17 protein-coding genes are annotated in these 18,134 nt (G+C 71.7%); 8 read left to right on the top strand and 9 right to left on the bottom strand.

What is annotated here, in order from left to right:
- Nucleotides 1-107 precede the first annotated feature (107 nt).
- Nucleotides 108-740 (top strand): hypothetical protein, encoded by a 633-nt coding sequence (locus ABD091_RS10460; RefSeq protein WP_343918098.1) that lies wholly within the window; start codon nt 108-110, stop codon nt 738-740.
- Between the two features lie 39 nt (nt 741-779).
- Here the strand turns inward: ABD091_RS10460 and eda are convergent, their stop codons facing one another.
- The 3 genes from eda to zwf are packed head-to-tail and all read right to left on the bottom strand — an operon-like array spanning nt 780 to nt 4,802.
- Nucleotides 780-1,433, bottom strand: coding sequence for a bifunctional 4-hydroxy-2-oxoglutarate aldolase/2-dehydro-3-deoxy-phosphogluconate aldolase (gene eda, locus ABD091_RS10455; RefSeq protein ID WP_343918096.1), 654 nt, complete (start codon nt 1,431-1,433; stop codon nt 780-782).
- Nucleotides 1,417-3,300 carry a phosphogluconate dehydratase gene (gene edd / locus ABD091_RS10450; RefSeq protein ID WP_343918094.1) on the bottom strand — a complete coding sequence of 628 codons (1,884 nt, stop codon included), beginning with the start codon at nt 3,298-3,300 and terminating at the stop codon, nt 1,417-1,419. The genes eda and edd overlap by 17 nt, the downstream gene beginning before the upstream one ends.
- Nucleotides 3,297-4,802 (bottom strand): glucose-6-phosphate dehydrogenase, encoded by a 1,506-nt coding sequence (zwf, locus tag ABD091_RS10445; RefSeq protein ID WP_343918092.1) that lies wholly within the window; start codon nt 4,800-4,802, stop codon nt 3,297-3,299. Before zwf ends, edd begins: the two co-directional genes overlap by 4 nt.
- Nucleotides 4,803-4,904: 102 nt before the next feature.
- On the opposite strand from zwf, the gene ABD091_RS10440 reads away from it, so the two are divergent.
- The 3 genes from ABD091_RS10440 (at nt 4,905) to ABD091_RS10430 (ending at nt 8,309) form a co-directional block, all read left to right on the top strand.
- A complete protein-coding gene (locus ABD091_RS10440; protein ID WP_343918090.1) occupies nt 4,905-6,059 on the top strand; it encodes an ROK family transcriptional regulator in 1,155 nt (384 codons plus the stop codon).
- A 155-nt stretch (nt 6,060-6,214) separates the two neighbouring features.
- The gene (locus tag ABD091_RS10435; RefSeq protein WP_343918088.1) at nt 6,215-6,853 is read left to right on the top strand and encodes a hypothetical protein; all 639 of its coding nucleotides are present in this window, start codon (nt 6,215-6,217) and stop codon (nt 6,851-6,853) included.
- 88 nt (nt 6,854-6,941) lie between these two features.
- Nucleotides 6,942-8,309: an NAD-dependent succinate-semialdehyde dehydrogenase gene (locus ABD091_RS10430; protein WP_343918086.1), complete on the top strand. Its 1,368-nt coding sequence runs from the start codon at nt 6,942-6,944 to the stop codon at nt 8,307-8,309.
- A gap of 19 nt (nt 8,310-8,328) precedes the next feature.
- On the opposite strand, the gene ABD091_RS10425 is transcribed toward ABD091_RS10430, so the two are convergent.
- From ABD091_RS10425 to ABD091_RS10405, 5 genes are read right to left on the bottom strand one after another with little or no spacing between them, the layout of a single operon-like run.
- Nucleotides 8,329-10,200, bottom strand: a complete 1,872-nt coding sequence (locus ABD091_RS10425) for a DHA2 family efflux MFS transporter permease subunit (protein ID WP_343918084.1) — start codon at nt 10,198-10,200, stop codon at nt 8,329-8,331.
- The gene (locus ABD091_RS10420) at nt 10,197-10,427 is read right to left on the bottom strand and encodes a DUF2630 family protein (RefSeq protein WP_343918082.1); all 231 of its coding nucleotides are present in this window, start codon (nt 10,425-10,427) and stop codon (nt 10,197-10,199) included. Before ABD091_RS10420 ends, ABD091_RS10425 begins: the two co-directional genes overlap by 4 nt.
- A 40-nt stretch (nt 10,428-10,467) precedes the next feature.
- Nucleotides 10,468-11,232: an ABC transporter permease gene (locus ABD091_RS10415; protein WP_343918080.1), complete on the bottom strand. Its 765-nt coding sequence runs from the start codon at nt 11,230-11,232 to the stop codon at nt 10,468-10,470.
- On the bottom strand, nt 11,229-11,951 hold the full coding sequence (locus tag ABD091_RS10410) for an ABC transporter ATP-binding protein (RefSeq protein WP_343918078.1): 723 nt from the start codon (nt 11,949-11,951) through the stop codon (nt 11,229-11,231). The genes ABD091_RS10415 and ABD091_RS10410 overlap by 4 nt, the downstream gene beginning before the upstream one ends.
- Nucleotides 11,948-12,505, bottom strand: a complete 558-nt coding sequence (locus tag ABD091_RS10405) for a TetR/AcrR family transcriptional regulator (protein ID WP_343918076.1) — start codon at nt 12,503-12,505, stop codon at nt 11,948-11,950. Before ABD091_RS10405 ends, ABD091_RS10410 begins: the two co-directional genes overlap by 4 nt.
- A 134-nt stretch (nt 12,506-12,639) precedes the next feature.
- Between ABD091_RS10405 and ABD091_RS10400 the strand changes: the two genes are divergently transcribed.
- The 4 genes from ABD091_RS10400 to ABD091_RS20240 all read left to right on the top strand — a co-directional run bounded on the left by ABD091_RS10400 (nt 12,640) and on the right by ABD091_RS20240 (nt 15,275).
- Nucleotides 12,640-13,152: a DinB family protein gene (locus ABD091_RS10400; RefSeq protein ID WP_343918074.1), complete on the top strand. Its 513-nt coding sequence runs from the start codon at nt 12,640-12,642 to the stop codon at nt 13,150-13,152.
- A gap of 352 nt (nt 13,153-13,504) precedes the next feature.
- Nucleotides 13,505-14,233, top strand: coding sequence for a sulfite oxidase-like oxidoreductase (locus tag ABD091_RS10395; protein WP_343918072.1), 729 nt, complete (start codon nt 13,505-13,507; stop codon nt 14,231-14,233).
- Complete coding sequence (locus tag ABD091_RS10390; protein ID WP_343918070.1) at nt 14,203-14,961, top strand: ferredoxin reductase; 759 nt, start codon at nt 14,203-14,205, stop codon at nt 14,959-14,961. The genes ABD091_RS10395 and ABD091_RS10390 overlap by 31 nt, the downstream gene beginning before the upstream one ends.
- Nucleotides 14,850-15,275 carry a DUF6510 family protein gene (locus tag ABD091_RS20240; RefSeq protein ID WP_379189571.1) on the top strand — a complete coding sequence of 142 codons (426 nt, stop codon included), beginning with the start codon at nt 14,850-14,852 and terminating at the stop codon, nt 15,273-15,275. Before ABD091_RS10390 ends, ABD091_RS20240 begins: the two co-directional genes overlap by 112 nt.
- A 127-nt stretch (nt 15,276-15,402) precedes the next feature.
- Here the strand turns inward: ABD091_RS20240 and ABD091_RS10385 are convergent, their stop codons facing one another.
- Nucleotides 15,403-18,108: a helix-turn-helix transcriptional regulator gene (locus ABD091_RS10385; RefSeq protein WP_343918068.1), complete on the bottom strand. Its 2,706-nt coding sequence runs from the start codon at nt 18,106-18,108 to the stop codon at nt 15,403-15,405.
- Nucleotides 18,109-18,134: the final 26 nt, after the last annotated feature.

Here is an 18,134-nt window from a genome sequence, read left to right as displayed (position 1 = left end):
TTGTCCTTCGGGGTGAGCGAACCGCTCCGGATCGGGTGTCTGGTGGACAGACGGCCGCGAGACACGTGGCCCTGTGCCCTCGGGGCACCCTGTGGGAGGGAAACCACATGTCACACCTTCGATCCAGCCGTCTGACGGCACTTCTCGTCTCCGCCGTGCTGGGGCTCGCCCTCGTCGCGACGGCCGGCGGGTTCGCCGGCACCGCCCAGGCCGGCCCGGCTCCCGCCGCTGCGCTCGCGGACCCGGTGGCCAGCAGCCCAGCCGGCAGCCTGACCGCCGACGTCACCGGCACCACTGCCGACGAGGACGCGGTGACGGGGACGTTCACGCCGCTCGGGTTCAGCAAGAAGAACGGCAAGGTCTTCGTGCGTGGCGTGGTGGACGGTGTCATCACCGACACCGCGTCCGGCGACTCGCGCACCTTCACGGTGATCCGGAAGACCCGGGTGATCTCCATGAACGGCGTCCCCGCCACGGCGCGAAGCACGAACGCGCGCGCCCTGGCCGACTGCGAGGTCCTCGACCTCGTGCTGGCACCGATCCACCTCGACCTGCTGGGGCTGGTGGTCGACCTCGACCGTGTCCACCTCAACATCACGGCCGTGTCGGGGCCGGGGAACCTCCTCGGCAACCTGCTGTGCTCGGTCGTCGGGCTGCTCGACGGCGGCCTGCAGGGTCTGCTCGGACGCGTGGTGCGCCTGTTGAACCGGATCCTCGGCCAGCTCGGCCTGGGCCTCTGACCCCTCGGTGTCCGGGCCTCGCGGCCCGGACACCTCCGGTCAGGCGCGACCGGTGAGGGCCGCGGCCCCGCCCGCCAGCGAGGCCACGACGTCCCAGCGACCCTCCGTGAGGGCCGAGCGCGGGGTGATCCAGGAGCCCCCCACGCAGCCGACGTTCGGCAGCGCGAGGTAGCGCGGCGCCGACTCGGGGGTGATGCCCCCAGTCGGGCAGAAGCGGACGTCGGGGAGCGGGCCGCCGATGCTCGAGAGGTACGCCGCGCCGCCGGCGGCCTCGGCAGGGAAGAACTTGAGGTCGGTGTGGCCCCGCTCGACGGCCGTGAGCGCCTCCGAGACGGTCGCGACGCCGGGCAGGAAGGGCAGCCCGGTCTGCTCCATCGCGTCGAGCAGGGTCGGGGTCGCGCCGGGCGAGACCAGGAACTGTGCGCCGGCGGCCCACGCCTGGTCGGCCTGGGCGGCGGTGGTGACCGTGCCGGCCCCGATCCGGATGTCGGGAACCTCCGCGGCGACGCGGGCGATCGCCTGCAGGGCGACCGGCGTACGCAGCGTCAGCTCGATGACCGGCAGCCCGCCGCGGACCAGCGCCTCGGCGACGGGGACGGCGTGGTCGAGGTCGTCGATGACGACGACCGGGACGACCGGGACCAGGTCGAGCAAGGACGGCGCGGGAGCGTGGAGCTCAGGCGTGCTGGACAAGGGGGACCTCCTGGGTGGGGGCTCCGTGGAGCGGGAAGACGCTGGCGCCGGTGTCGGCGGTGCCGACGGTGGCACGGAAGGCGGCGAACAGCTCGCGGCCGGTGCCGGCGAACTCCTCGCCCTCCGGCGCGCGACCGGTCGGCTCCCGGTCGCGGAGCGCGAGCTCGGCGGCCGGGTCGAGGGCGAGCAGGCCGGCCTCGGCGTCGACGGTGACCACGTCGCCGTCGGCGATGCGGCACAGCGGCCCGCCGAGCGCGGCCTCGGGGGTGACGTGGATGGCGGCCGGGACCTTGCCCGACGCGCCGGACATCCGGCCGTCGGTGACGATCGCGACCCGCTGGCCGCGGTCCTGGAGGACGCCGAGCGCGGGCGTGAGCTTGTGGAGCTCGGGCATGCCGTTGGCGGCCGGACCCTGGTAGCGGATGACGGCGACGAAGTCGCGCCCGTCGAGCGCGCCGTCCTGGAAGGCGGTGAGGAAGTCGGCCTGGTCGTCGAAGACCAGCGCCGGGGCAGTGACCGTGCGGTGCTCCGGCTTCACGGCGGACGTCTTGATCACGGCGGTCCCGAGCGGGCCGTGCAGCACCTTGAGGCCGCCGTCGGCCGAGAACGGGTCGTCGGCCGGGCGCAGCACGTCGAGGTCGAGCGAACGCGTGGGTCCCTCCTCCCACGTGAGCTCGTGGCCGCGCAGCACCGGCTCGGTCGTGTAGCGCCACAGCCCGCGACCCATGACGGTCTGGACGTCGTCGTGGAGCAGGCCGGCGCGCAGCAGCGTGCGGACGAGGAAGCCGATGCCGCCGGCGGCGTGGAAGTGGTTCACGTCGGCCTGGCCGTTGGGATAGATCCGGGCGAGCAGCGGGACGACCGCCGACAGGTCCGAGAGGTCCTCCCACGTCAGCACGATGCCCGCGGCCCGGGCGATCGCGACGAGGTGGAGGGTGTGGTTGGTCGAGCCGCCGCTGGCGAGCAGGGCGACGCAGGCGTTGACGACAGCCTTCTCGTCGACCAGCTCGCCGATCGGCGTGGGCTCGCCGCCCTGGTCGGTGATGGCGACGGCGCGACGCGCGGCCTCCCGGGTCAACGCCTCGCGCAGCGGGGTGCCGGGGTTGACGAACGAGCTGCCCGGCAGGTGGAGGCCGAGCACCTCCATCAGCAGCTGGTTGGAGTTGGCGGTGCCGTAGAAGGTGCAGGTCCCGGCCGAGTGGTAGGACGCCGCCTCGGCCTCGAGCAGCTCTTCACGCCCCACCTTCCCCTCGGCGTGGAGCTGGCGCACGCGCGCCTTCTCGCCGTTGGGCAGGCCCGAGGGCATCGGGCCGGCCGGCACGAAGACGGTCGGCAGGTGGCCGAAGGACAGCGCGCCGATCAGCAGGCCGGGGACGATCTTGTCGCAGACGCCGAGCAGCATCGCGCCGTCGAACATGTCGTGCGACAGGGCGATCGCCGTGGACATCGCGATCACGTCGCGGGAGTAGAGCGAGAGCTGCATGCCCGCCCGGCCCTGGGTGATGCCGTCGCACATCGCGGGTACGCCGCCGGCGACCTGCGCGAGGCCGCCGGCCCCGATGACCGCCTTCTTGAGCACCGGCGGGTAGGTCTCGAACGGCTGGTGGGCCGAGAGCATGTCGTTGTAGCTGGTGACGATGGCGAGGTTGGGCTTGGTGCGCCCGCGCAGGCCCTGCTTGGCCTTCTCGTCGGACGCCGCGAACCCGTGGGCGAGGTTGGCGCAGGCCAGCTTGGTCCGGGCCGGGCCCTTGTCCTGGGCGGCACGGATCCGGGCGAGGTAGGTCGCGCGGGTCGGCGCGCTGCGCTCGACGATGCGGGCGGTCACGTCGGCGACGACGGGGTGGGTGCCTGAGGTCGGGGTGGTCACTGGTCGGTCTCCTGCCAGGTCCGGTGGTCACGTTCGAGGAGGGTGGAGCTCGCGGCCGGGCCGGGCGTCCCGGCGGCGTACTTCTGCGGGCGCTGGCCCGACGTCACCCAGCGGTCGAGGATCGGCTCGGCCCAGCGCCAGGCGGCCTCGACCTCGTCGCGGCGCATGAAGAGCGTCGGGTTGCCGCGCACGACGTCCATGAGCAGACGCTCGTAGGCGTCGGGCGAGCGCTGGCCGAAGGTCGCGGCGTAGTTGAGGTCGAGCGAGACCGGCCGCAGCCGGATGCCGCCCGGGCCGGGCTCCTTGGCGGTCAGGTGGAGCCGCATCCCGTCGTTCGGCTGGACCTCGATGTGGAGCCGGTTGGGCGTCGTGCGCCCCTCCGCGTGCGGGAACATCGGGTGGGGCGGCTGCTTGAAGACCACGACGATCTCCGAGGCCCGGCGGTCCATCCGCTTGCCGGTGCGGAGGTAGAACGGGACGCCGGCCCACCGCCAGTTCTGGACCTCGGTCCGCAGCGCCACGAAGGTCTCGGTGGTCGAGCGCTCGCCGCCCGCCGCCGTCAGCTCGGTGTCGTACGACGCCACGGCCGCGCCGTCGACCAGCCCGGCGGCGTACTGGCCGCGGACGGTGTCGGTGTCGACGACGTCGGGCGTCATCGGCTTGAGCGCCTGGAGCACCTTGAGCTTCTCGTCACGGACGGTCTCGCGACCGACGTAGGCCGGCGGCTCCATCGCGACCAGGCACAGCAGCTGGAGCAGGTGGTTCTGGACCATGTCGCGCAGCGCGCCGGCCTGGTCGTAGTAGCCGACCCGGTCGCCGACGCCGAGGTCCTCGGCGACGGTGATCTGGACGTGGTCGACCCACTGGCTGTTCCACAGCGGCTCGAGGAAGGCGTTGGCGAAGCGGGTGACGAGGAGGTTCTGGACGCTCTCCTTGCCGAGGTAGTGGTCGATCCGGAAGATCTGCGACTCGTCGAAGACCTGGCCGACCGCGTCGTTGATCTCCTGGGCCGAGGCGAGGTCGCGGCCGATCGGCTTCTCCATGACGACGCGGGCGTGCTCGTCGACGAGGCCGAGCTGGTCGAGGCGGGCGGAGATCGCTCCGAAGAGGGCGGGGGCGACGGCGAGGTAGAAGACGCGCACGGTGTCGTCCGGCCGCGGGCGCTCCTTGAGCAGCGCGGGGAGCAGGTGCCAGCCGTCGGCGTCGTCGATGTCGAGGCACAGGTGGTGGAGCCGGGCCACCAACCGGTCGAGCGTCGCCTCGTCCACCTGGTCGGACGCCACGTGACGGCGTACGGACTCCACGACGAGGTCGCGGTAGCCCGCGTCGTCGACGTCGGTGCGGGAGACGGCGACGATCCGGAAGTCGTCGGGGAGCTGGCCCTCGAGGTCGCGGTGGTAGAGGGCGGGGAGCAGCTTGCGCAGCGCCAGGTCGCCGGTCCCCCCGAAGACCGTGAAGTCACAGCGGTCGGGCAGCGCCGCCGTGGTCGGGCTCTGTTCCATGTCCAGAACGGTCGCAGCACTTCGACCCCGATGCAAGCGCACTTAAGTTTTTTCTAGAACAAACATTCCGGACTTCAGTTCACGTGTGGTTCACTTCACGCCGTGTCGGAGACGTCTGCCGGAGCGCTGCTCGCCCTCGTGCGCAGCGGACGGGCCGCGACTCGGACCGACCTGGGCCACCAGACCGGGCTCTCCCGGACGGCGGTCAGCAGCCGGGTCAGCTCCCTCCTCGACGCCGGGCTGCTCGTCGAGGCAGGCGAGCTCGCCTCGACCGGCGGTCGTCCCGCAGGAGCACTCGTCTTCCACGCCGAGGCGGCCAGCGTCGTGGGGGTCGCCGTGGGGCGCTCGCGCTCCCAGATCGGGGTCTTCGACCTCGAGGGCGCGGTCCAGGAGACCGAGAGCCACGACCACGAGGTCGGGTCGGGACCCGACGAGGTGATGCCCCACCTCGCCGAGCGCCTCACGACGATGCTCGAGGGGCGCTCCCGACCGGTGCTCGGCCTGGGGCTGAGCCTCCCGGGCACGGTCGACCCCGAGCGCCGCGTCAGCCTCGACTCGCCGGTGATGCGCGGCTGGGACGGCGTCCCGCTCCCGCCGTTCTTCGCCGACGTCACCGGTGCGCCCGTCTATCTCACCAACGACACCGCCGCCCTCGCGCGCTCCGAGCTGCTCGGCCACGCGCCGGCGCGCAACGCGCTGGTCGTGAAGGCCTCGACGGGCCTCGGCCTCGGGCTCGTCGCCGACGGACGGCTCGTGGGGTCGGACCGTGGCGTCATCGGCGAGCTCGGCCACACCCGGGTGGCCGAGGCCGGCGACCGGCTCTGCCGCTGCGGCGCGACCGGCTGCCTCGAGACGGTCGCGGGCGGCTGGGCGCTCACCCAGGAGCTGCAGGAGTCGGGGCTGCCGGTGCGCCACGTGCGTGACGTGGTCTCGCTCGCCCTGGAGGGCAACCCCGCGGCGCGCAACGCACTGCGCCAGAGCGGCCGCCAGGTCGGCGAGGTCCTTGCCGTCGCGGTGACGCTGCTCAACCCCGAGACCGTCGTGGTCGGCGGCGACATGGGGCGCGCCTTCGACCTCTGGTCGGCCGGGGTCCGTGAGTCGGTCTACGGCCTCTCGACCGCGAGCTCGACGCGCGACCTCACGTTCCGGCCCGCCGCCCACGGAGACCTGGCCGGGCTCGTCGGCTGCGCGGCGACCGTGATCGACCACGAGCTCGCCCCCGAGGCCGTCGACTCCCGCCTGCGCACCCGAGCCTGAACGACCTGGTCAGGCCCGGTCGACGTAGACGTCGAGGCCGCCGGCCGGACGGAACCCGGTTCGCTCGTAGACGCGAGCCGTCTCGCCCTCGGCGGTGATGACGTACGCCGCCGCGACAACGATTCGTTCACAGCAGGGTCGGGCACACTCGCCCCATGCGGTTCTGCTTCCTGCCGAGCCCCCTGACGACACCGGCCGTCGGCAGCCGGTTGGCGGCCGAGCTCGAGCGCCGCGGGCACGAGGCCGTGGTCGCCGGCGGCGGCGAGACCGACACCACCGACCTCCTGGCGAGGTTCGTCGCTGCCGCGGAGGGCGCCGACGTGGTGGTCCCCCACTCCAACGCCGGTCGCTTCGGGCCGGCGGTGGCCAGCGAGGTCGGCGCTGAGCTGGTCTGCCTCGACGCGCTGCTGCCCGGAGGCGGGGAGGAGGGTCGGTGGGTCGACTTCCTGAGGGCCCGCGAGCAGCCCGACGGCCTGCTCGCACCCTGGACGCGGTGGTGGCCGGAGGAGGACGTCCTGACGGTTGCCGGGGACCACCTCGAGCTGCTCCGGGCCGACGAGCCCCGGGTGTCGCTGCGACTGCTGCTGCAGGACCCACCCGCGCCCACCGGCTGGCTCGAGCACCGCTCGGGCTACCTCGGCTTCGGCGACACCTACGCCGACCAGCAGGCCCTGGTCGCGGCCCACGGCTGGGAGGTCCGTCGTCTCGACGGCACCCACCTCCACCTGCTCACCGACCCCGCGACGGTCGCCGAGGCGCTGCTCGACGTGGTCGGGCTGCTCGGCCGGCCCTGAGTGCGCGGCACGCGCCCGTTCTCGCGAGCCGAAGGAGCACCGAACTCCTCCCCTGTCGCCGTGGGCACACACGCGGCAGGATGGACACATGACCCAGACCCAGCAGCCGCCGTACGCCTCCACCAACCCGGCGACCGGTGAGGTGACCGACCGGTTCGACTTCGCGACCGACGACGCCGTCGAGTCCGCGCTCGCCGCCGGGGCGTCCGCGTTCGCCACCTGGCGCGAGAAGCCGATCGAGGAGCGTGCCGCGCTGGCCAAGAAGGTCGGCGACCTCTTCGCCGAGCGGTCCGACGAGCTCGCGCGGCTCGCGGTCGAGGAGATGGGCAAGCCGCTGTCGGAGGCCGAGGAGGAGGTCGAGTTCTGCCAGGCGATCTTCGGCTACTACGCCGAGCACGGTCCGGCGCTGGCCGCCGACCAGCCCATCACCTCCTTCGAGGGCGACACGGCGATGGTGCAGAAGCGGCCGATCGGTCTGCTGCTCGGCGTCATGCCGTGGAACTTCCCCTACTACCAGGTGGCGCGGTTCGCGGCCCCCAACCTGGTGGTCGGCAACACGATGCTGCTGAAGCACGCCGAGTCGGTGCCGCGCTGCGCCCAGGCGATCCAGCAGATCTTCGACGACGCGGGCGTGCCCAGCGGCGTCTACCAGAACGTGTTCGCGACCTTCGCCCAGATCGAGACAGTCATCGCCGACCCGCGGGTGCAGGGCGTCTCCCTCACCGGCTCCGAGCGCGCTGGGTCGCGCATCGCCGAGCTGGCCGGCCGCAACCTCAAGAAGTGCGTCCTCGAGCTCGGCGGGTCCGACCCCTACGTCATCCTCGACACCGACGACGTCGCCGCGGCCGCCAAGCAGGCGTGGGAGACCCGGCTCTACAACACCGGCCAGGCCTGCAACTCCAACAAGCGGATGATCGTCATGGACGACGTCTACGAGCCGTTCGTCGACGAGCTCGTCGGGCTCGCCCGGTCGCTCGCCCCCGACGCCTACTCACCGCTGTCCTCGCAGACCGCGCTCGACCGGCTCAAGGAGGTCGTCGACGACGCAGTCGCGAAGGGTGCCGAGCTCCGTGCCGGCGGCGAGGTCGGCGACGGATCGGGCGCGTTCTACTCGCCAGCCGTCCTCACCGGCGTCACGCCCGAGATGCGGGCCTACCGCGAGGAGCTCTTCGGTCCGGTGGCGGTCGTCTACAAGGTGTCCTCGGACGACGAGGCCCTCGAGCTCGCCAACGACTCCGACTACGGGCTCGGCGGCGCGGTCTTCAGCAGCGACCCCGAGCGTGCGGCCCGCGTCGCCTCCCGGCTCGACGTCGGCATGGCCAACGTGAACACCCCCGCCGGTGAGGGCGCCGAGATCCCATTCGGCGGCGTGAAGCGCAGCGGCTTCGGCCGGGAGCTCGGGCCGCTGGGCATGGACGAGTTCGTCAACAAGCGGCTCTACTACGTCAAGGACTGAGGTCGGCCACGGGCGGCCCTCACGAGTGGCTGGGGGCCGGCGGCGCGTCGGGCACGTCGAGGGCGACCTCGTCGACGTAGCAGTAGAACCAGTCCTCGCCCGGCTCGAAGGAGCGCACCAGCGGGTGGGCTGACGCGTGCGCGTGCGCGGTCGCGTGACGGCCGGGCGAGGAGTCGCAGCAGCCGACCCGACCGCAGGCCTGGCAGACCCGGAGGTGCACCCAGGTGCCGCCCTCGGCCAGGCAGGTCTGGCAGCCGTCGGCGGTCGCTGCCGCCGGCGCGAGCCCGACGACGTGCTCGCAGACCGGAGCGTCAGCACCTGCCACGAGCGTCGCGGTGCGCATCGGCACCGGGTCGCAGTCGGCGCGCCCCTGGGCATCGACCCTGGTGGCCAGCGGCGGGCCGCCCAGCCCGGCGCAGTGGCTGAGCTGGAGGTACGCCGCCGCCTCGTCCGCGGCGCCCGGCTCGCCGAGCACGTCGTTGCGGATCGTCGCCGCGGCCAGCAGCCCGCCCGCCACCAGGACGCCGGCGGAGATCCACAGCACCGTCGCGAAGCCTGCGTCGAAGGCCGGCGGGTCGTCGTAGACCTGGCCCTGGAGACCCGCGATCGCCGGCAGCGCGGCCACGGCGGCGAGTCCGGCCGTGCGGGCGACCGCGTTGTTGACGCCGGAGGCGAGGCCCGCGTGCTCCACCGGGGCTGCGGCGAGCGCGGTCGCGGTGAGCGGCGAGACCATGATCGTGAGCCCGGCGCCGAAGACGAGGACGGCGGGGAGGACGTCGACGACGTAGCCGGATCCCGCCCCGATCCGGAGCATGAGGAGCACACCGGCCGCACAGACCACGGGCCCGAGCGCCATCTGCAGGCGGGGACCGATCCGCGCGGCGAGCGCACCCGACCGCGAGGAGAACAGCAGCATCAGGACGGTGACCGGGAGCATCGCCGTGCCGGCCACGAGCGCCGAGAACCCCGACACCACCTGCAGCTGCACCACCAGCAGGAAGAAGATCGCGCCGAACCCGCCGTAGACGACGAACGTGACGGCGTTGGCGGCGCTGAACTGGGCGTCGCGGAAGGCGTCGAGCGGCAGCATCGGACTGGCGACCCGTCGCTCGACCACCACGAAGGCGGCCGCAGCGAGCAGGCCGACCGAGGCCGCGACCACGGTCGTCGTACTGACACCGCCGTCCCCGGTCGAGATCAGCGCGTAGGTGAGCCCGGCCAGCGCGGCCGCACCGAGCAGGGCTCCGCCGAGGTCGACGCGCCCCGTGGCCGACGGGTCGCGTGACTCCGGCACGTGGCGCGCCGACAGCCAGACCACCGCGGCCGCGAGCGGCAGGTTGATGAGGAAGACCCACCGCCAGGACGTGACGTCGACGAGCCACCCGCCGAGGAAAGGGCCGGCGGCCGTGGCGACGCCTCCGAGGCCGGACCAGGCGCCGATCGCGCGCCCCCGGTCCTCGCCGGCGAAGGTGGCCTGCAGCAGGGCGAGGCTGCCCGGGGTCAGCAGCGCGCCGCCGACCCCCTGGAGCGCTCGCGCGGCGACCAGGAGCTCCACGGACGGCGCCACGCCGCAGAGCAGCGAGGCGGCGGCGAACCAGACGACCCCGACGACGAAGACCCGACGCCGGCCGAACCGGTCGCCGAGCACGCCACCGAGCAGGATGAAGGCCGCCAGCGTCAGGGCGTAGGACGTCACCACCCACTGCAGGGCGGTGAAGCTGGCGTCGAAGGACTCCCCCACCGACGGGAGCGCGACGTTGACGACCGTCGCGTCGATGCCGGCCAGCGCCGAGCCGAGGATGCTGGCCGTCAGCACCCACCGGCCGGCGGCCGAGTCGAGCCGCAGCGCCGGGACGTCGGAGGTGCCCGGACCCGCGGCCGCGGAGCTCACTGCCGGTAGTTCTCCACGGTCGAGGCCGACCGCACCTCGGCGTCGTCGGGGTCCTCGCCGTACTCACGGCGGGCCCGCCGCTGGCGCAGCAGGTCCCAGCACCGGTCGAGCTCCTCCTCGACCTCGCGCAGCCGCGCCGGGTCACCGCTGCCCTCGCCTCGCAGCCGGTGCTCCTCGTCCACGAGTGCGTTGATGTGGCCCAGGACGCCGGCGTCGGGATCGCTCACCTGCTCAGCATCACCCCGCCGGGGCACGTGCGGCAAGGGGTCAGCCGACCTCCGCACGACGCCACCAGCGCTCGGTGGCCACCGCGCCCACGAGGGCGACCAGGGGCACGAGGAGCAACCGGGAGACCGGGACCTCGGGCATGCCGGCCTCGGGACCCATCGCCCACACCGCCGGGGCCGACCACGGCCACCAGCCGCCGGCGCCGGCGACGGTGGCGACCTGGGCCACCACGACCAGCACCAGCAGCCCGCCGACGGCGGGCAGGTAGCCGCGGCCCCGGCTCGCGGCCAGCGCGACCGGAAGCGCGAGCAGCCCCGAGAGCACGGCCAGCAGGGCCACCCGCCCGACCGCGCGCGCAGCCTCACCGTCGGGCACACCCAGGCCGGTGACGACGCCCACGACGAGCGCCACCGCGACGACCAGCACGCCGACGGCGGTGGCCCAGGCGGTGAGGAGCACGAGCTTGGCCCGGGCCACGTCCTCGCGCGGGGTCGCGGAGGCGTAGAGCGAGACGACCGTGCGGTCGGCGTACTCCCGGCCGAAGCACCAGCCGACGACGATGCCGACGCCGACGACACCGGCGGTGGCATAGATCTGCACCAGGCCGCCGAGGTAGCCGGCCCAGCCGGGCCCGGGCAGCATCGCCTGCGCCTTGAGGCTGGCGGGATCGTTGCCGCCCTGCTCGGCGGCGGCCAGGAAGGCCCGCGCCATGCCGGCCGGCACGAGAGCGAGCGCGACGGTGGCCACGAGGACGACGCGGGAGCGGCGCAGCTTGAGCGCCTCCACGGCGTACGCCGCGCTCATCGTCGCGCCGCCCGGTCGGCCTCGTGCACCATGGCGAAGAACGCGCGCTCGAGGTCGGAGCCACGGGGGTCGAGCTCGCCCACCATCGACCCGGCGTGGATCACGCTGACCCGGTCGGCGATCCGGGCGACCTCGTCGAGGTGGTGGCTCGAGACCAGCACCGCCGTGCCCGCTCGCGCGGCGGCCAGCAGCAGCTCGCGCAGCAGCACCACCCCCGACGGGTCGAGCGCGTTGGTCGGCTCGTCGAGCACCAGCAGCCGTGGGTCGTGCACGAGGGCGCTGGCCAGTCCGACCCGCTGCCGGTTTCCGAGCGAGAGGGTGCCGGCCCGCCGCTCCGCCCAGGGTTCGAGCTCGAGGGCCGCGACGACCCGGTCGGCCGCCCCGTGGGCCTCGCCGGCGTCCACGCCGTGCAACCGGGCGGCGGCCCACAGGTTCTCGCGCACGGTGAGCTCGGGGTAGGCGAACGGTGTGTCGATCAGGTGGCCGACCGCTCCCCAGACCTCCGGGCCCGCTCGCGCGACCTCGACGCCCAGGACCTCCACCGTGCCCGCGTCCGGCTTCAGCATGTCGAGCGCGGCGCGCATCAGAGTCGACTTCCCGGCGCCGTTGAAGCCGATGAGCGCGTGCACCTCCCCCTCCTCCACGACCAGGTCGACGGCGCGCAGGGCAGGAAGGTCGCCGAAGCGGTGGCTGACCCCCGCGACCGCCAGCCCGCTCATGGTGCGGGCTCCAGCACCTCGAGCGCGGCGGCCAGGCGCGCCCCCATCGGCTCCTCGTCCTCGGAGAGGCACCACTCCTGCAGGGCGGCGGTGAGCGCGGCGAGGACGGCGGAGCACGCGACCCTCGCGACGAACGGATCGGTGCGACGGTCCGCGACGAGCACCTCGACCAGCGCCTCCCGCGTCGCCTCGGTGTTGGCGTGCATCCCGCCCCGTAGCGCGGGGTGCCCCGAGGCGATCCGCACCCGGCGGCGTACCTGGTCCTCCTCGGGGAGGCTGAGGTCGGCGAGGGCTGCGCGCAGCCCCGCGCAGACCCGGGCCAGAGGCGGGAGCGAGGCGGGAGCGGCGGCGACGGCCGCCGCGATGGCGGGGTCGAAGCCGTCGTCGAGCAGCACCGCGTCCTTGGTCGGGAAGTGGCGGAAGAACGTCATGTGGCTGACCCCGGCGGCACCCGCGATCTGCTCGACGGTCGTGGCGTCGTAGCCCTGCTCCTCGAAGAGCCGGGTCGCCGCCTCCTGGAGGTGGGTGCGGGTGCGCGTCGCGCGTCCGGTCATGGCTGAATGTTAGTCACTAACACTTCGGTCGGCAACCTCTGCCTTGTGTCGAGAAGGTCCACCCTCGCTCGTCACGGAGGCACGAAGGCCGTCCACCACGCGACCGCCCCCTGACGAGCAGACGGAGACCCACCATGGACGAGAACCACGAGACCGACCCGGTGACCGAGGAGCTGTTGGCGTGGATCGGAGGCACGGTCCGGCACCTCGCCGCCTCGACGGCGGGACTCACCGAGCAGCAGCTGCGCACGCCGGTGACGTCCTCGGGGTGGACGATCCTCGGTCTCGTCGAGCACGTGCGGGACTCGACGGTCTTCTGGTTGGAGAACGTCGTCCTCGGGGTCCCGGCGGAGATGGACGACGAGGCGTGGGACAACGATCCGGCCGCCCGCGGCGCCGAGGTGATCGAGCGACTGAGGGTCGACACGGCACGTGCCTGCGAGGCGGTGGCGCACGTCGCCAGCACCGCATCCCCCGGGTGGTGGCCGGAGGGTGCGTGGGGCGGCTACCGGCAGGACGAGGTCCGCGGCGTGCTGGTGCACCTGCTCAACGACAACGCCGCCCACACCGGCCAGATGGACCTCGCCCGCGAGAGCATCGACGGCGCAGTCTGGGACTTCTCCGTGGGTGGCGTCCGGGTCCCCTGAGCAGACCTCCGACCCCCGCGACGAGCACGAAGGCCCCTGACCCGCGTCTCCGCAGTTCAGGGGCCTTCGTGTTCTGCGCGCCTGTAGGGATTCGAACCCCAAACCTTCTGATCCGGAGTCAGACAGGACGCGGTGGCGGGCTGTGTCTGGACGCGGTGTACTCGGTTCGTTCCGGGCGCGTTCACGGCTGCGACTAACGCATTCACCTGCGGAGACACGGCGCTGCCTCGGTTCTCGATGCCTTCTCGCAGCACGTGGTGAGGGCGCGCTGTGTGTACCAAGCGCATGTTCTTGTGTGTACCGGGGCTCGGTGGTCATGACAGACAACTCGGTGCGCTTGCGATCCCGGGGGATGCTCGACGACTTGGCTCTTGTCGCCACGGACACCGAGGACGAGGATGTCGACGATGAGTTCGACGACGCGGACGAGTTCCCGGATCCGGGGCTACTTCCTCACGCCTGGGCGGGGTCGGCGATGAGTGACTTCTCTCCCGGCTTCCGGGGTCGCCGCGACCCCGACGTCGACCCGTCCCGGGTCCCGCCTGGTCAGTACGTGACCGGCGACTTTCCCGTGCTGTCGGCCGGCCCCACCCCCTCGGTCGGCCTTGACGAGTGGATGTTCACTGTCGACGGGTCCGTCTCGGATCGAAAGCAGTGGTCATGGGCGGAGTTCTCAGCGCTGCCTGTCGAGGATGTCGAGGTCGACATCCACTGCGTGACTCGCTGGAGCAAGCTCGACACCCGCTGGCGCGGCGTCAGCGTCGACACCCTGTTGGCCGAGGTCGAGACGACTGCCGACTTCGCTGTCGCGCACAGCTACGGCGGCTACACGACCAACCTGCCACTGGAGGACCTGATCGACGGTCAGGCCTGGATCGCCACGACCTTCGACGACCAGCCGTTGACCTCCGAGCACGGCGGCCCCGCTCGTCTGCTCGTGCCTCACTTGTACTTCTGGAAGAGCGCCAAGTGGGTGCGGGGCCTGTCATTGACCGACGACGACACACCGGGGTTCTGGGAGAACTTCGGCTACCACAACTACGGAGACCCGTGGCTCGAGCAGCGGTACCACGGCGACTGAGCTGGCTCCCCGCGAGGCTGACCGCCAGACGCACCGAGACACCCTCGGCGCGGACCCTCGTGCTGGACGTGCCCGGCTGGAAGGGCCACGTGGCGGGGCAGCACCTGGACGTCCGCCTGACCGCACCCGATGGCTACCAGGCCGAACGCAGCTACTCGCTGGCCTCGGATCCCGCCGATCCGCGGGTGGCGATCACCATCCAGAAGGTCCCTGACGGCGAGGTGTCCCCCTACCTCTTCGACGGACTGCGAGAAGGTGACAGCATCGAGATCCGGGGACCCGTGGGCGGCTACTTCACCTGGGACCCCTCCCCCGGCGGACCGGTGCAGCTGATCGCCGGCGGATCCGGCGTCGTACCCCTCGCGTGCATGCTGCGCCACCACGTCCGCACTGAAGCCCAGGGCGAGGCACGGCTGCTGTACTCGGCTCGCACCATGGCTGACGTCATCTACAGCCACGACCTCCAGCACCACCTGAACCCCCACCGGTACGTCAGCGTCGACATCACCCTGACCCGCGAGGAGCCAACGTCCTGGACCGGGCTGACAGGTCGCGTCGACGCCGACATGCTGACGGCAACCACGTTGCCACCGCACGAGGATCTGCGCACCTACGTGTGCGGCCCGACCCCGTTCGTGGAGACGGTCGCCAACCTGCTGATCGACCTAGGCCACGACCCGACCTCGATCCGTACCGAACGCTTCGGCCCGACAGGAGGTTCCTCGTGAGCACACCTCAACCTGACGCTCGATGGCCACTGGCCGCGCACAACGACGACCCCGAAAGAGCGCGCAGCCTCGACGGGAATGCGGTCGCATACGCACTGGAGGTGGCGCTCGGGGCGGGTGCAACCACCGCGGTCGGCACGTGCGCGGATTGCGGGCACCGCGCGCCGTTGGCTGAAGTTCATGTCTACTTCGGTCCGGGAGCGGTACTGCGCTGCCGAGGCTGCGACGGCGCCCTCGCGACCCTTTCGGAACGGAGCGGGTACGTCTGCATAGATCTCTCCGGGATCTCTGCCATCGAAACTCGCCGCCGCTAGGTCGCCGCCGCAGGTGCGGGGACGGATTGTCGGGAGCCAGCCAGGCGATACAGGCCGTCAGGGACCGCGTAAGTCTCGGCCACACGGCGCAGTGCCTCGAACCGGAGAGCAACAGCGTGACAACCGATTAGCCGGGAACTAGGTCGCGGAGCTGTGCGCGTGAGCTCACGCCCAGTTTCGGGAAGGCGTTGTACAAGTGCGTAGACACCGTGCGCGGCGAGAGGAACAGCGCGGTGGCGATCTCGGGGTTCGTCATGCCCGACGCTGCGAGCCGAACCACCTGTCGTTCCTGCGCCGTGAGGTTGTTCCAAGCTGGGTTGTCTACCCCCGGGGTAGCACCGGCGGCACGCAGCTCGGCCCCGGCGAGCTCGGCCCACGCCTTGGCGCCCAGTCGGGTGAACGTGGCGTGGGCCCAATGCAGGTAGGGGCGGGCATCTGTCTGGCGGTGGCGGCGGCGCAGCCATGTTCCGTAGTCCAGCTGCGCGCCGGCCAGTTCGAACGGCCGCTGCCCTGCGGTGGGTTCGCGTAGGGCAGCGAGGTGCCATTGCTCGGCGTTGTCGATGTCGAGGTGAGCCCGGGCACGATTCAGTTGGAAGTGATGGAAAGGGCGTCCGTTCTTTAGTCGGTGTTCGGCCTGCGTGACCACGTCTCGCAGGGCTTCGGAAGCCCCTACACGGGCTGCGATCGCGGCGTAGTAGCCGAGTTCGCGGTAGCTGATGTGGGGATGCCTCGGAGCGCCCGCTTCGTCGAAGATCGCGGAGATCTCGGTCCAGGCGCCCACCATGTCGTGTTCAGCTAGTCGGACCCACGACATGGCTGTGCTTGTCTTCAGCGTGAAACCAGCATCTTGGCCGGCCGGCGCCTCCAAGAGGACCCTGTCGCAGAGGGCTTGTGCGCGTCCGACGTCGCCACGAACGGCGGCAACCCTGGCCTGCAAGTCATAGCTGTCGACCAGTGCGGCTCGTTGATTCCGTGCCTCTGCGATGTCGAACACCATGCGGCCTGCTTCGTCCGCGGCGTCGTAGTCGGCGACTGCGAAGTGCACCATGGCCAGCCCCAGCAGCGTCTGTGTCATCTCCCCGAGGGCATCGGTTCGAATCATGATGTCGGAGGCCCGCTTGAGCCGCTCCAGGGCGACGACTGGTTCTTCGAGGAGCCAAGCGGCAGCGCCCAGGAGCATCTCGTGGGAAGCCAGCAGACTGGCCGGGTAGTCAGGTAGCGGCGTACTGCGGACCAGCTCAAGCGCCCCGGGCGGGGGCTCGAGCGGGTTCACCGAGACAGCTACCCATGCGTCGGCAGCCGCGTTCAGCTCGGCGAGCGACCCGGGGTCCTGGTTCGCCGCCCTCTGCCGGAGCCGCGCCAGCCAGCCGGCCACTTCATCGGTCTCCCACCCCGCCCGGTACGTCAGACCCGTCAGGGTGGTCAGGGAGGCCCAGGCGTAGTCCAGGTCCACGTCGATCAGTTGTTGGAGGAGTTGGTTGAGCTGGCGACGCGCTTGCGAAGAGCGATCGAGTTGGGTCAGGGCGTAGGCCACGTTGTGGCTCGCGCGCAAGCGAATGGCGGGGTCCTCGGCGCCGCTGGCCAGCTGAGTTCCGGTGGCGATGAGCCACTCGTAGTTCCCGGCCTTGCCCGCGATCTCGACGGCCTGCAGCAGTCGTGCGTCTCGATCGCCCTGATCGGGGCTGAGTTCGGACGCGCGCACCATGAACCGCACCGCCTCAGCGGTCGCCCCACGCATGTAGGCGTCATCGAACGCACTCACCAGGGCCGAGGCCACTTCCTCGTCGGGCCTCAGAGTGGCTTCGCCTCGATGCCACGCACTCCGATTGGCGTCGTGCTGGTACGCATCGGCCAGTACTGCATGTGCGCGCCTACGCTCGTCCGAGGACGCGACCGCTACGCATGCCGATCGGATGAGCGGGTGCCGGAAGATGACCGCCCGGTCGATGGTGATGAGGTCAGCACGCTCGGCAGGCTCGAGGGAGGAGAGCAAATGATCTCCGAGAACTCGGCCGAGCAAGGTGACCTCGGCGTCCCCGTCGTTGACTGCCGCCAAGAGCAGAGCCTCACGAGCCGAAGCGGGCAACGCCGCCACCTGGGCTCGGAAGGCACCCTCGACGTCCGATGGAACCGTCAGCCATTCACTAGTTGACGCGGCTCTACCCAGCTCGAGCAGGGCAAGCGGGATGCCTGCCGCACGTTCGATGACCCGCGGCAGGTCCAAGGCGTCGACGCGGAGTCCGGCTCGTCGCAGCAGGATGCGCGACTGGTCATCGGAGAGAGGAGGAAGTTCGATGTGGGCGTGCCGACTCAGAGGCATGGGTGCACGGTCACGGGCAGCGAAGATCACGGATGCCTTCGAACCCGACAGACGGTTGGAGACGAAAGCGAGAACCGAGAGGGAGCTGTCATCGCACCAGTGAGCGTCGTCGACGACCACTACGGTTTCGAGATCCTCGCTGACCTGCTCGAGCCAACTGAGCACTTCAAGACGCAGCCGCAATGGATCGACTGCCGCCGACGCCGACCCCGGTGAGATCAGTTCGAGCGCCGTGCCCGCACCCACGGCAGGACGTAGAAGGTCGGTCAACACTCCGTACGGCAGGTCGCGGTCACTCTCGTGACACAGAAGCCGGATCACCTGCATGCCCTCTGCGCTCGCCGACCTCGCTACGGCAGCCAGCAGCGCGGTCTTGCCCGCGCCCGCCAACGCCGCCACTACCACTGCGCGTCGCCCTGAGGTGAGCAGGGCACGTAGATCGTCGAGGACCGGGTCACGGCCAACCAGGCCATCGGCTTCGCCTGTCCATCCCTGAGACCTGGCTCTGCTCACGGCGTGCTCCCTTCTCGGGCCAGGCG

The organism is Nocardioides aestuarii (genome assembly GCF_039527245.1).
GTDB classification, from domain to species: Bacteria; Actinomycetota; Actinomycetes; order Propionibacteriales; family Nocardioidaceae; genus Nocardioides; species Nocardioides aestuarii.
This window is presented reverse-complemented; position numbering and strand designations above follow the sequence as displayed.